The organism is Enterococcus sp. FDAARGOS_553, assembly GCF_003812305.1.
Taxonomy (GTDB): Bacteria; Bacillota; Bacilli; order Lactobacillales; family Enterococcaceae; genus Enterococcus_D; species Enterococcus_D gallinarum.
This window is the reverse complement of the sequence record NZ_CP033740.1, coordinates 1,262,501-1,275,956: the sequence shown is the minus strand read 5'-3', so window position 1 is coordinate 1,275,956 and position 13,456 is coordinate 1,262,501. Positions and strand designations below refer to the sequence as shown.

Sequence of the window (13,456 nt, the reverse complement as noted above, 5' to 3'; positions counted from 1 at the left end):
TTCGAGCAATCTATTTTTGCAACATATTAAAGTTTCTTCACATTATTGAAGAAGAACGACCAATCGCATGCTGTCTTCCATTCGATTTGCCTGAATATGCTATAATAAACTAAACTTTTTGAAACGAGGAGAACCAAGATGTCACTACTTACCATTACCCCCCATCAGATCCGCGGGTTGTTGATCGAAGCAAATCTATTAAAAGAGTTTATCGGCCAAGAATGGCATTATACCGTTCCACAAGAAATGAACGACTTGATCTTTACCTCATTAAGTTATGATTCGCGTCAGACAGACGCAAATACGCTATTCTTCTGTAAAGGTGCCGCGTTCAAAGAAAGCTATTTGGAAAGTGCCGTTGCTCAGGGTCTTCAATGTTATGTTTCGGAACACCCTTATGAAAATTGTTCCGCCTATGGCATCATCGTTACAGATATCCGAGCAGCCATGGCTTGTATTGCCCAGGCTTTTTACAACAATCCGCAAGATCAGCTGTTTAAAATTGGAATCACAGGAACAAAAGGCAAAACGAGCTGTGCTTATTTTGTGCGGGAGATTTTAGCCAAAACAACCAATCAGAAAGTAGCTTTTTTCTCCTCTGAAGAAAATACTGTTGACGGAAAGAACTATCAGGAAGCAGTTTTGACGACTCCGGAAACGTTAGACTTGTATGCTATGATGGCCGAAGCAGTCGCTAATGGTATGACACATCTAGTAATGGAAGTCTCTTCCCAAGCTTATAAAACCAAACGTGTCTCTGGGATCACTTATGAAATTGGAATCTTTCTAAATATTTCGCCCGATCATATCGGTCCAGTAGAACATCCGGACTTTGATGATTATCTTTTCTGCAAACGCGAGTTGATCCACAATAGTAAACAAATGATCATTAACCGACAAAGCGATTATTTTGAACTATTAAAAGAAACTTGTGCTGCTCATCAAGTACCATTGATCACCTATGGCCAATGCGATGGAGATTATCAAGTATTACCAGCGGAATCGGGCGATCCTAAATCATTCCGCATCCATTCTGAAAAAGATATTCTTCTTGTGAATGGCGACTATCAGTTGGCTTTGCTAGGAGAATTCAATCACGACAATGCTACTGCTGCAATCGTTGCTGCTTGTCTTGCGGGAGCTACCCAAGAAGAAGCACAATCTGTCTTGCCTAATGTAACGATTCCAGGACGAATGATCGTTCTGGAAAAACAAAATGGCGCATTAATCATCGTTGATTATGCCCACAACTACTTAAGCTTTAAGTCACTGAGTGAGCTAGCCCATACATTGCGGCCAAAAGGACGGCTGATTTTTGTGACCGGCAGTGCCGGCGGCAAAGCAGAATCACGACGTCCTGACATGGGTCGAGCGCTTTCTGAGTATGCAGATAAAGTCTATTTAACTTCTGATGACCCTAACTTTGAGGATCCTCGTGCTATCGCTGCCGAGATAGCCGCTGCGATCACTGCACCTACTGTCATTATTGAAGAACAGATGGACCGCAGCCTTGCGGTCCAATCAGCGGTTGCTGAAGCCGCTAGTCAAGATATCGTGATTCTAGCTGGTAAAGGCGCTGAGCAATATTTGAAAGTCAATGGTCAAAAAGAACCTTATGAAGGTGATTTGCAAATCGCTCAGCGTTTGCTTTGATTTTTTCATTGCCTCACCTATCCGTTAACAACAAACACCCAAAGAATGACAGCATCAAGCGGGTCATCCTTTGGGTGTTTATTTTTGTGTCTATGCAAATGCCTCTTAAAAAGTTCTTGATTTAAATACCTTGCTGAAAATTATGGTTGTTCATCCTCATAGGTTTCATAGACATAAGGAGCACCATCATAGCGAAATTCTGTCGAGATTGCTGCGTCCAAATCTTCGGTATACATGAATTTGCTGAAAGGAAACAGAAAGACTTCGCCGTCTTTCGTTTTTTCCGCTTCCACTCGGTAAATTAGCTGGTCCGCAGTCAATTGCTGATTCAGCTGTTCCAGCACGTCATCGATCACTTCTTCTTCTTGGTAACCTGCTTTTGCTACTCGTTGATAATCATTGAAAAAAGCCTCTTGACCTTCAAAAGATTGATAGTCCATTTTTATTCCTTCTTTCTGCGCTTTCATTTGCGTTAATTCTATTATACGAGACCCCTCTTAGTTCAGCGAATGATTTGATTGCCGTTTCACTTAGAAAGAGTCAGCTGACTAGAAAAATATGTCAAATTCATTTCAAGTGTATTACGAATCAATGATTTGACAAAATCGCATTGAAGACTTTTTCATTTTTTGTATAATGGGACATAGAGAATATTAAAGGGGCAGACGCAATGAACAGCACAAAGAAAAAAATCTTCTTTGGAACAGGGGCAACAGTAGGTTTTCTAGCAATGATCGCATTGGTCGGACAATTTTTAGTAGCAAACCACTTGATCGGCACAAATGATACTTCCACAGAAATCTTCACTCGCGCAACATATCCAAATGGCTTTCTATTGGTGATCTTCATTCCATTAGTGGCTACAGCTGTATTGTTTTACGGCATTATTCGCAAAAAATAGTATGCAGCGGCAGTTGATGTTTGCATCAGCTGAACCGCTGCTTTTTTGTACAAAAAAAGCGGGGACAGAAGTGTTAAACTCCGAGAAATAAGGAGGAATACACAGAAATTGCTTTTCAAATTTTTGGGTATTTCGACTTATTTCTCGGAGTTGCATCTGCTCCGACCGTTTAGACATGTTTAGAGGGACTGTGCCATAAGTCATCATCCAACAAGTTAAACCGAATAATAGTCTATTGCTAGGATAGATTCCTCTGACTTTTGCGACGAGGAGTCCCTGCACCGCAGGAGCAATAATAGTTAATGTTCGGATAGTTTTACTTGTAGGAGACTTATGGCACAGTCCCTCTTTTCAATTAATTAGCGACGATATTGACTAATTTATTTGGTACAACGATGATTTTGCGAATCGTTTTTCCATTCAATTGTTCTTTTACCAGTTCATTTGATTGAGCTAACTGTTCGAGCGTCGCTTTGTCTGCATCCGCAGGAACTTTGGCTTTTGCCCGAACTTTGCCGTTCACTTGGAATACCACTTCGATTTCATCTTCGACTAGCGCACTTTCATCATAAGTTGGCCATGGCACATAAGAGATGCCCTCTTTATTTCCGAGAATTGCCCATAGTTCTTCACCGATATGAGGGGCAATCGGTGCCAACAATTGGACAAATCCAGCAACATATTCATATGGTAGTGCATCGGACTTATATGCTTCGTTCACAAAGACCATCAGCTGTGAAATAGCCGTGTTGAAATGAAGCTGTTCAAAATCTTCGGTAACTTTTTTAACTGTTTGGTTGTAAACTTTACTTAGTTTGCCATCATTGAATGTAGTAATTCGATCACGCATTTTGCCATTTTCATCCACGATCAAACGCCAGACGCGGTCTAGGAATTTACGGCTGCCTTCCAAGCCGTTTTCATTCCATGCGATCGATGCATCTAATGGACCCATGAACATTTCATACATGCGCAGTGTATCTGCTCCGTATTGTTCGATGACATCATCCGGATTTACGACGTTTCCGCGAGACTTCGACATTTTTTCATTGTTTTCCCCAAGGATCATCCCTTGATTGAATAATTTCTGGAATGGTTCTTTTGTCGGTACGACACCAAGATCATAAAGGAACTTATGCCAGAAACGAGCATAAAGTAAATGAAGCACCGCATGTTCTGCCCCACCGATATAGATATCTACTGGTAACCAGCGTTTCAATTTGTCAAAATCGGCTAAGCGATTTTTATTGTGAGGGTCGATAAACCGCAAGAAGTACCAAGAGCTCCCCGCCCATTGTGGCATCGTATTCGTTTCACGACGTCCCTTCATGCCTGTTTCTGGATCAACGACATTGACCCACTCGCTGACATTCGCCAATGGCGATTCACCTGTACCACTTGGCTTGATATTATCGGTTTTTGGCAAGCGTAGTGGCAATTGATCTTCCGGAAGAGTGGTTGTAGTACCGTCTTCCCAATGAATGATCGGGATAGGCTCACCCCAGTAACGCTGCCGAGAAAACAGCCAGTCTCGCAGACGGTAGCTGATTTCTTTTTTACCGACTCCTTGTTCTTCTAACCAGTGGTTCATTTTTTCAATTGCTGCTTCTTTATCTAGACCATCCAGAAACTCTGAATTGATATGAGGACCGTCTTCAGTATAAGCAGCTTCTTCAACGTCTCCTCCAGCCAGAACAGGAATGATTTCTAACCCAAAAGCTTTTGCAAATTCATGGTCACGTTCGTCATGAGCTGGCACAGCCATGATCGCACCAGTACCATATGAAGCCAACACATAGTCAGCAATCCAAATTGGCACTTCTTTCCCATTCGCTGGATTGACCGCATAGGCCCCTGTGAAGACACCCGTCTTTTCTTTAGACAAATCGGTCCGATTCAAATCGGACTTCTTCGCTGTTTCTGCAACATATGCCTCAACCGCTGCTTTTTGCTCCGGTGTAGTGATGGCTTGTACCAACTCATGTTCAGGAGCCAAAACCGTATAAGTGGCACCGAACAATGTATCTGGTCGTGTCGTAAAGACGGTGAATGCTGCATCGCTACCCGCTACTTTGAAGGTGACATTGGCACCCACAGAACGACCGATCCAATTCCGCTGCATTTCTTTGATGCTCTCAGGCCAATCAACTTCTTCTAGATCATCTAGCAAGCGATCCGCATAAGCCGTGATCTTCAACATCCACTGACGCATAGGTTTGCGAATAACATCGTAGCCGCCGCGTTCACTTTTGCCATCGATCACTTCTTCATTGGCGATAACCGTTCCTAACTCTGGAACCCAATTGACAGGAACCTCGGCTTCATAAGCCAATCCTTTTTCATAAAGTTTGGTAAAAATCCATTGCGTCCATTTATAGTACTCAGGATCTGTCGTGTTGATCTCACGATTCCAATCGTAACTAAACCCCAGTGAATTGATTTGACGACGGAATGTTTCAATATTTTTTTTCGTAAACTCGGCCGGATCATTCCCGGTATCCAATGCATATTGTTCAGCAGGCAACCCAAAAGCATCCCAACCCATGGGATGAAGAACGTTGAATCCTTGGCTGCGCTTGAAGCGGCTTAGAATATCCGTCGCTGTATATCCTTCTGGATGCCCTACGTGCAATCCTTGTCCAGAAGGGTATGGGAACATGTCTAACGCATAAAACTTTGGTTTATCCGGTTGATCGTGGGTATTGAACTCATTTTTCTTAGCCCAATATTTTTGCCATTTTTTTTCAATTTCTTTGTGATTGTAGTTCACTATGGACGCCTCCTAAAAATTGGTGCTCTGACTTGATCAAAAATCAGCAGAACTTAAAAAAAAGTCCTATAAAAATCACTATTGATTTTTATAGGACGTTATAAACGTGGTACCACCTAATTTTATCTGTTATGAAACAGACCTCGATGTGTTAACGACCATCGCCGTATCTGCCTACTTTGAGCGGTTCTGAGAAACACTCATTTCAGTCAAATATCACTTGAAGGCGAGTTCGAAAGGTCTTCTGTGCATTTCCACCAGCCATGCACTCTCTTGATTCCAACACGTTTCTACTATTCCTTCTCAAATGTGAAAGATTCTTTGCACTTATCCTATCAAAAAAACAGCGGAATAGCAATCTATTTTACGCGAACGCTTTGGCCAGGATAAACAAAGTTGTCTTTAATGTTATTCCATTGAATAAATTGATCTCTGGAAATACCAAATTTATCCGCAATTCCCCAGACAGAATCGCCAGATACTACGGTATAGTTGCTCGTACTTGCCGTCTGATTCGCAGCCGTTGCCGTACCGCTGACCCGTACGCTTTGACCAGGATAGACGTAATCATTTTTGATATTGTTCCAACTGCGGAATTGGTCCATCGTGATACCAAATTTATTAGCAATCGACCAAACCGAGTCCCCAGACGCCACTGTATACTTTTGACTGCCAGCTGATGAAGAAATGCTCGTAGAAGCTGTGGTCGGGCTACTTGTCTGTTTATTTCCAGAATTTTTTACGACTAAGCGTTGACCAGGATAAATAAAGTCATTTTTGATATTGTTCCAGCTGCGCAATTGATCCATCGTGATGCCATGCTTATTCGCCACACTCCAAACCGAGTCCCCTGAAGCAACGGTATAACTACCGGCATTGGTTACAGAACTTATTGCTGTAGTCTTGTTGGCCTGACTTTTTGACCCAGTATCATTTTTTACGACTAAGTGTTGACCAGGATAAATAAAGTCATTTTTGATATTGTTCCAGTTGCGCAATTGGTCCATCGTGATACTATGCTTGTTCGCCACACTCCAAACCGAGTCCCCTGAAGCAACAGTATAACTACCAGCACTTGCTGTCGTGGTAGATATGGTCCCTGTATTCGTCGTTTGTTTGGCAGTACCACCATTGATCGTCAGTTTTTGTCCTGGGTAGATAAAATTATTGCGAATATTGTTCCAGCTACATAGCTGATCCATTGTGATGCCGAATTTATTAGCGATTCCCCAGACAGAATCCCCTGACGCAACTGTATAGCCTTGACTACCAGAAGAAACTGACGATGTCGCTGCTGGCTTGCTGACAGGATTTGTAGCGGTATTAGGCGTACTGACCGTTGCTCCACCACCGGCATTGCCTGAAGCTGGTGTATCATATTTAGTCAAGCCATACTGCTGTATCACCGTATTCAATGAAGAAGCATAGTTGGGAGCTGTTGCGTAACGCCCCGTCAACCATTGGGTTGCATCACGGTAAGAAGACGTATTGCTCTTCCAAGCACCTGCATAATAATAATTACCGTTTCCTAGCGAAACATTTCTTAATGTTCGTGCGTTGTCTTCAAAAGATTCTTTGTAAGAAGGGTATTTTTTGAAGGGTTCTTTCATAGTCAACCATTGATTGTTTAAATACTCTGCTGTATTCATATAGACTGTCTGACCATTATGACTGCCCTTGATTCCAAAAAGATTATGGTTAGGTGATTGGGACAGGGCACTTCTTCCCCAGCCGCTTTCAAGAATGGCTTGTGCGATCATGACTGAAGCATAAAGATCATTTGCTTGGGCAACAGGCTGTGCATAAGTTGCGATTTCTGTAATGAATGCTGCTGTATTAGGTGCAGCAAAGTTACTTCTCACCACAGTATTTTCTACGGCATCCGCTTGAACTGGAGTCAGCAAAGGCGCTACTACTGAGCAAGCGGTTATGGTTGTCCCTACAACAGCGGCACTTTTTCTCATCGTTTGATAAAATTCACTGGACTGTCCTTCTCTGCGACGCTCTTTGCGCGATAAACTCATGTTCATGAACGTTCCTCCGTCTTCTATTTTTTTCCTACGTTTAGTATACAATTTCTTAAGATTTTATAAAAGTTATTTCCTTCTTTTCGCCAAACTGTAAACTCTTTGTAATCTAACGTACATTATTCGAAAGAAGAAGTAAGCGACAATTTCTTGTTATACAATATTGTCCCTCAAGAAACACCCCTGCACCACTGTCTTTTGTCCCTCCAAGATAAATGGTATAATAGACTCACTATGTTTGCCTGTAGAAATGAGGATATTTTTATGAACAAAAAACTGTATTATCAATTCGCCGGCAGCTGTTTTTTGCTGCTTTTTGCCTTTTTAGGCTATGTTGTCAAATTCTATCCAACTTGGCTGAATCCTTTCGATGAAAGTAGCACTCGTTTGATCCGTAGCGGTTATCCTTTTTTGACTGACTTTTTCCTATGGGTGACCAAGTTTGCTAATCCAGTAACGATTGGACTGCTTTTCATTGTTGTATTGGTCGTGTTGCTTATCAATCGCTTCTATTCCGAAGCACTGTGGCTCAGTTTCGGTACGATTGGCATCTCAGCGGTCTTCAATCCGTTGATTAAATTATTCTTTATGCGAGAAAGACCTACACTGGAACATTTAGTGTTGGAGACAAGCTCTAGTTTTCCTAGCGGACACTCCACTGGCAGCATGGTATTTTATGGAACCTTACTTTTGCTGATTCCTGTCTTTTTCCAGTCACAAGCGTTACGCTGGGGTATGAGAATCTTGCTTGGCTTACTGATTTTTCTGATCGGTATCAGTCGGATCTATCTAGGTGTTCACTTTCCTAGCGACGTACTCGGCGGATTTTGTGTGGGACTCTCTTGGCTGTTACTGACCTATCCGTACTATTTAGAAAAGCGTTTTGTCTGGCGTTTCCAACAAAAACAATCTTAGAAAAAAGAAAAGAAGGTAAAATCCATGAATTCATTCCCCTATGCCGAAAATCAGCATAAACGTTACCATTCTTGGAATTATGCATTGCGTCAGGAATTTGGTGAAAAAATATTTAAAGTACCGATCGATGCTGGCTTCGACTGTCCCAATCGAGATGGTACTGTTGCAAAAGGTGGTTGTACCTTTTGCAGCGTATCTGGTTCAGGCGACATGATCGTTGCACCTGAAGCCCCTCTGCCCGTTCAATTTCATAAAGAAATCGATGTGATGCACAAAAAATGGCCTCATGTCGATAAGTACATCGTTTATTTCCAAAATTTCACCAATACCCATGCCCCAGCTGCAGTCATTCGAGAGCGGTTTGAACAAGTTTTGACCATGCCAGGTGTCGTTGGTGTTTCTATCGGTACACGTCCTGACTGTCTTCCAGACGATGTGGTAGACTATCTAGCTGAATTGAACCAACGCTTTTATTTGTGGGTGGAGTTAGGGTTACAAACAACCTTTGAAACCACCAGCAACGCAATCAACCGTGCGCATGATTATCAAACATATCTTGATGGTGTCGCTAAATTGAGAAAACATGGCATTCAGGTTTGTACCCATTTGATCAATGGACTCCCTGGTGAAACATTAGAAATGATGCGGGAAAATGTGCGGAAAACAATCTTGGACTCAGATATTCAAGGGATCAAACTCCATCTCTTGCATTTGATGCGAAATACCCGCATGCTCCGGGACTATCATGAAGGCAAGCTGCAGTTGATGCAAAGAGAGACTTATGTCTCTTTGATTTGCGACCAACTAGAAATGATTCCTGCGGAGATCATCATTCATCGTCTGACAGGTGACGCTCCTTGGGATGCTTTGATTGGACCTATGTGGAGTCTCAAAAAATGGGAAGTCTTGAATGAGATCGATAAAGAAATGTTGCGCCGCGACTCCTATCAAGGAAAATTTGATGTTAGAAAAGAGGCTATCTATGCTACAAACAGCCATGCGTTATAGCCACACCCTTTTACAAGAAGTCGTCAAACCGGGACAGACCGTAGTTGATGCCACCATGGGAAATGGCCATGATACCGAGCTGTTGGCAACACTAGTCGGACCTGAAGGCAAAGTCTATGCCTTTGATATTCAGGAACAAGCAGTAACAACAACAAAAGAACGCTTGTTAGCAAAAGGACTCCTGCCGCAAGTTGAACTGATCCACCAAGGACATGAAACAGTAGCGGATTACGTCCCTGATGCCGTTCATGCAGCTATTTTCAATCTAGGTTACTTACCAAAGAGCGATAAAAAAATCATTACTTTACCTGAGACGACCGAACAGGCACTGCAAGCATTGATCCAACGTATTGTTCCTTGCGGTCGGATCATCCTTGTATGCTATTATGGCCACGAAGGCGGACCTGAAGAGTTAGAAGCTGTTCATCGCTTTTGTCGTCAATTACCACAAGCGCAATTTAACGTGCTGTCCTATCAATTCATCAATCAGCGCAACCAACCACCAGTCCTGTTTTGTATCGAACGAAAAAAAACATCAGAGAACCGTTGACTATTCTTCGGTCTCTGATGTTTTTTATTTTCCTTCAACGAGCCAGTTTAATACCCGTTGGATCCACTGATCCCAAAATTGCCAATCGTGATCTCCGGAACCAGACTCAAATGTCACTGCCAAGTCACGTTCCTGCATTTTTGCAACTGCATATTCACTTGCAGGAAACAGTTGGTCTTCTGTTCCACAACTAATATAAAAGCGCGGTGCCTTTTGCGGATCAATCGTATCGATCAAATGGATCAAATCATTCTCTGAACCTTGAAACTGATCCAATGGGCCAAAAATCCCTTCCCAGTAAGAAGTATTTCGAATCTTTAAAAGAGAATCCATGCTTTCAGCAATCGCTAAAGCCCCGGACAAAGAGGCAACGGCAGCAAAACTCTCTGGTTTACGCAAACCCAACTTAACAGCACCATAGCCCCCCATAGATAGACCAGCAGCAAATGTCTTCTCCCGATCACTGCTCAATTGAGGAAACAGCTCTCGGCAGATTTGCGGTAACTCTTCTGCAACAAAGGTCCAGTACTTCATATCATAAGTTGTATCTGTATACCAAGCCAAATCAGTCGAAGGCATGATCACTGCCATTTGATAGTCGCTCACATAGCGCTCGATCGAAGTTCGTCTTTCCCAGACACTATGATTACCGCCCATTCCATGTAATAGATATAGAACTGGTAATTCTTTTTGATCATTTTTTGTAGTTGTACCTACCTTTTTGATGGTAGTTTGGGGGAGAATCACGTTTACCATTACTTCCATTTCAAGAACATTTGAATAGATATTTGCTTGTATAAAAGCCATCAAATCACCTGCGATTCTTTTTTTATCATTGTACCAGATTCTCGCCGAATTGTACGGGCAAACACCAAAGCAAGCACAATCAGCAACAACCCTAATCCATATACCCAATGTAATCCATCGTACAAAATTCCTCGTAATTGAAGCAGAATGTCTGTTGAAAGTTTCTTAGCAGCAGTTGGGTCCACTAAGCGATTCATGATTTCCTGATCTTGAATACCTGCTTCTTTCAATCCAAAATTATTGCTGATATTCAAGACGATCCCGAAAACAGAAACCATGATTGTCTGACCAATTGTTCTTAATAGCGTATTGAAGGAGGTCGCTACCCCAATTTGTGAATGAGGAACACTGGTTTGAGCAGTCACGGTACAAACGACCATCGTCGCTCCCAATCCGATTCCGGTAATTGAAGAGATTCCTAAAAACCAGAGAAAAGACGTTTTCATTGGGGTAATAAAAAGCCAGATTGCGCCAACAAGCGTAATTAATAGACTAGCCGTTAGGACCCATGAAACCGACCGCTTCAGCAACCAGCGGCTGGCTAGAAATGAGCCGACCATCCATAAAATCGATAACGGTGCTAGTACAAGACCACCGATACCTGCACTCATTCCTAAGACTCCTTGCATCCACATTGGGATATACACATCGATACCCATCAAAAAACCGCTAGCTAGTGCTGCGACAATATTTACTACCACAAAAGTTCTAGAATGGAATAACGCTAAATCAATTAATGGATCTGCTGCTTTTTTCTCTACTCGATAAAACAGTAGGAATGTTACAATAGTCAAAATCAGTAAGCTTACCACAGCAACACTTAACCCCTGATCGCCTAGTAACTGAAACCCTAAAAGCAGAGAAACTAATGTGACCATCATCAAAAAACTACCAAGTAAATCCATTTTCTCAGATTTCTTCGTCTTTTTGTTTTCATGAAAATAAAACCAAATCATGCCAAGAAGAAACACACCAATCGGCACATTAATAAAAAAGATCCAGTGCCAACCGACTGTATCAACAATCACACCACCAGCTAATGGACCGACGACACTAGCAATCCCCCAAGCAGTACTGTTCAAACCCAAGACTTTCGCTCTCTTTTCTACAGGGTACAAGTCGGCGATGATCGTCAATGCAACAGGCATCATCGCACCAGCCCCGATTCCTTGAACAGCTCTCGAAAGGATGAGTGTCAGCATGCTGTTTGACAAGCCACAGAGTGCGGAACCAATCATAAAGAGCAGTGTCCCAAATAAAAAAATCGGTTTACGACCAATGGTATCGGCAAGTTTACCGTAAATGGGTGTCAACATAGCACTAGTCAATAAGTAAATCGAAAAAACCCAATTCATGATCTCGATCCCGTGTAAAGAACCAACGATCGTCGGCATAGCAGTCGTAATGATCGTCCCTTCGATAGCCGTCATAAATGTTGCAACAAAAACAGCAATCGTCACACGTGTCACATTCGTTTTCATCATTCTCCCCCTCTTCTAAGTCAAAAAAAAGAACCTCTATTGATTTACATCAACAGAGGTCGCCTCTTTATTCCTTCACACTTGCCAATAAAGCATCCACTTTATCTGTTTGTTCCCATGGCAAGTCGATATCTGTACGACCAAAATGTCCATATGCCGCTGTCTGACGATAAATCGGACGACGTAGATTCAACATTTCTATAATTCCAGCTGGCCGCAGATCAAAATTCTCTCTTACAGCTTGGATCAATTTCTCTTGACTGACTTTTCCGGTTCCAAACGTATCAATTCGAATCGATACAGGTTGTGCTACACCAATCGCATAAGCTAGCTGAACCTCTACCTTTCGGGCAAGTTTCGCTGCAACGATATTTTTAGCAATATAGCGTGCAGCATAACTAGCAGAACGGTCAACTTTTGTTGCATCTTTCCCAGAAAATGCGCCACCGCCATGTCTTGCATATCCACCATAAGTATCTACGATGATTTTTCTACCAGTCAATCCGGCATCCCCTTGAGGCCCACCGATGACAAATCGTCCTGTCGGATTGATATAATATTTTGTTTCATCGTCTAAAAGAGAAGCTGGTATCACTTCTTTAATCACTTTTTCAATAACGTCATGACGAATCGTTTCATTGTCTACTGCATCATCATGCTGTGTGCTGATAACAACTGTATCCACTCGACGAGGCTGATCTTGATCATCATACTCGACAGTTACTTGGGATTTTGCGTCAGGACGCAAATAGGTCAATTCATTCGTTTTACGCAGTTCTGCTAATCGCCGAACAAGACGGTGACTCAATGCAATTGGTAATGGCATCAATTCTGGTGTTTCATCAACAGCAAAACCAAACATCAATCCTTGATCTCCGGCACCGATTTCTTCTTCATTCGCTTCATCGCGTACTTCTAATGCATTGTCAACGCCTTGAGCAATATCAGGTGATTGTTCATCAATGGCTACCAATACCGCCACAGTGTCACCGTCAAAGCCGAATTTTGCCCGTGTATAACCGATTCCTTTGATGGTTTCGCGAACAATTTTTTGAATATCTACATAGGCACTTGTCGAGATTTCGCCAAAAACCAATACTAATCCGGTCGTCACCGAGGTTTCGCAGGCAACCCGTGCCATTGGATCTTCAGCAAGCAGCGCATCTAAAATAGCATCACTGATTTGATCAGCCACTTTATCTGGATGTCCTTCAGATACAGATTCTGAAGTAAATAAATGTTTCTCTGTCATTTTTTGTATTCCCCCTAAATTTCGATTCGGTTACAAGGCATCTTCGCAGCTGCGAATCCTTTCGGGAACTTGCAACGGACTGATTATAACAA

The 13,456-nt window shown here is 42.4% G+C and carries 11 protein-coding genes, 1 riboswitch and 1 other annotated feature; of the genes, 5 read left to right on the top strand and 6 right to left on the bottom strand.

The annotated features are described in order from the left end of the window. The first annotated feature begins 138 nt into the window (after positions 1-138). A complete protein-coding gene (gene murE, locus EGX73_RS06630) occupies positions 139-1,653 on the top strand; it encodes a UDP-N-acetylmuramyl-tripeptide synthetase (protein WP_003128415.1) in 1,515 nt (504 codons plus the stop codon). A gap of 140 nt (positions 1,654-1,793) precedes the next feature. Here the strand turns inward: murE and EGX73_RS06625 are convergent, their stop codons facing one another. Further along, positions 1,794-2,093, bottom strand: coding sequence for a DUF5960 family protein (locus EGX73_RS06625; protein ID WP_005472910.1), 300 nt, complete (start codon positions 2,091-2,093; stop codon positions 1,794-1,796). A gap of 230 nt (positions 2,094-2,323) precedes the next feature. Here EGX73_RS06625 and EGX73_RS06620 point away from each other — a divergent pair, with 230 nt between their 5' ends. After that, a complete protein-coding gene (locus EGX73_RS06620) occupies positions 2,324-2,554 on the top strand; it encodes a hypothetical protein (RefSeq protein ID WP_003128412.1) in 231 nt (76 codons plus the stop codon). Positions 2,555-2,909: 355 nt separating this feature from the next. Here EGX73_RS06620 and leuS read toward each other — a convergent pair whose 3' ends face one another. After that, entirely contained in the window at positions 2,910-5,324 is a 2,415-nt protein-coding gene (leuS, locus tag EGX73_RS06615) for a leucine--tRNA ligase (RefSeq protein WP_003128411.1), read from the bottom strand. An 88-nt stretch (positions 5,325-5,412) separates the two neighbouring features. Beyond that, positions 5,413-5,639: a binding site (T-box leader), on the bottom strand. Between the two features lie 44 nt (positions 5,640-5,683). Beyond that, positions 5,684-7,354, bottom strand: a complete 1,671-nt coding sequence (locus EGX73_RS06610; RefSeq protein ID WP_005472912.1) for a LysM peptidoglycan-binding domain-containing protein — start codon at positions 7,352-7,354, stop codon at positions 5,684-5,686. A gap of 261 nt (positions 7,355-7,615) precedes the next feature. Between EGX73_RS06610 and EGX73_RS06605 the strand changes: the two genes are divergently transcribed. From EGX73_RS06605 to EGX73_RS06595, 3 genes are read left to right on the top strand one after another with little or no spacing between them, the layout of a single operon-like run. Further along, positions 7,616-8,266 carry a phosphatase PAP2 family protein gene (locus EGX73_RS06605; RefSeq protein WP_003128409.1) on the top strand — a complete coding sequence of 217 codons (651 nt, stop codon included), beginning with the start codon at positions 7,616-7,618 and terminating at the stop codon, positions 8,264-8,266. Between the two features lie 24 nt (positions 8,267-8,290). After that, on the top strand, positions 8,291-9,274 hold the full coding sequence (locus tag EGX73_RS06600; protein ID WP_003128408.1) for a TIGR01212 family radical SAM protein: 984 nt from the start codon (positions 8,291-8,293) through the stop codon (positions 9,272-9,274). Then, on the top strand, positions 9,249-9,824 hold the full coding sequence (locus tag EGX73_RS06595; protein WP_005472914.1) for a class I SAM-dependent methyltransferase: 576 nt from the start codon (positions 9,249-9,251) through the stop codon (positions 9,822-9,824). The genes EGX73_RS06600 and EGX73_RS06595 overlap by 26 nt, the downstream gene beginning before the upstream one ends. Before the next feature lie 24 nt (positions 9,825-9,848). Here EGX73_RS06595 and EGX73_RS06590 read toward each other — a convergent pair whose 3' ends face one another. The 3 genes from EGX73_RS06590 to metK form a co-directional block, all read right to left on the bottom strand. After that, positions 9,849-10,631: an alpha/beta hydrolase family protein gene (locus EGX73_RS06590; RefSeq protein ID WP_021149016.1), complete on the bottom strand. Its 783-nt coding sequence runs from the start codon at positions 10,629-10,631 to the stop codon at positions 9,849-9,851. Next, positions 10,631-12,112, bottom strand: a complete 1,482-nt coding sequence (locus EGX73_RS06585; protein ID WP_003128404.1) for an MDR family MFS transporter — start codon at positions 12,110-12,112, stop codon at positions 10,631-10,633. Before EGX73_RS06585 ends, EGX73_RS06590 begins: the two co-directional genes overlap by 1 nt. A 67-nt stretch (positions 12,113-12,179) precedes the next feature. Beyond that, positions 12,180-13,364, bottom strand: a complete 1,185-nt coding sequence (metK, locus tag EGX73_RS06580; RefSeq protein WP_003128403.1) for a methionine adenosyltransferase — start codon at positions 13,362-13,364, stop codon at positions 12,180-12,182. After that, a riboswitch (SMK box riboswitch) is annotated at positions 13,362-13,444 on the bottom strand. It overlaps the preceding gene by 3 nt. Between the last annotated feature and the right edge of the window lie 12 nt (positions 13,445-13,456).

Coding starts and splice junctions, on each gene's coding strand:
- murE (WP_003128415.1), top strand. CDS start 139: ATGTCACTACTTACCATTACCCCCCATCAGATCCGCGGGTTGTTGATC.
- EGX73_RS06625 (WP_005472910.1), bottom strand. CDS start 2,093: ATGGACTATCAATCTTTTGAAGGTCAAGAGGCTTTTTTCAATGATTAT.
- EGX73_RS06620 (WP_003128412.1), top strand. CDS start 2,324: ATGAACAGCACAAAGAAAAAAATCTTCTTTGGAACAGGGGCAACAGTA.
- EGX73_RS06610 (WP_005472912.1), bottom strand. CDS start 7,354: ATGAACATGAGTTTATCGCGCAAAGAGCGTCGCAGAGAAGGACAGTCC.
- EGX73_RS06605 (WP_003128409.1), top strand. CDS start 7,616: ATGAACAAAAAACTGTATTATCAATTCGCCGGCAGCTGTTTTTTGCTG.
- EGX73_RS06600 (WP_003128408.1), top strand. CDS start 8,291: ATGAATTCATTCCCCTATGCCGAAAATCAGCATAAACGTTACCATTCT.
- EGX73_RS06595 (WP_005472914.1), top strand. CDS start 9,249: ATGCTACAAACAGCCATGCGTTATAGCCACACCCTTTTACAAGAAGTC.
- EGX73_RS06590 (WP_021149016.1), bottom strand. CDS start 10,631: ATGGCTTTTATACAAGCAAATATCTATTCAAATGTTCTTGAAATGGAA.
- EGX73_RS06585 (WP_003128404.1), bottom strand. CDS start 12,112: ATGAAAACGAATGTGACACGTGTGACGATTGCTGTTTTTGTTGCAACA.
- metK (WP_003128403.1), bottom strand. CDS start 13,364: ATGACAGAGAAACATTTATTTACTTCAGAATCTGTATCTGAAGGACAT.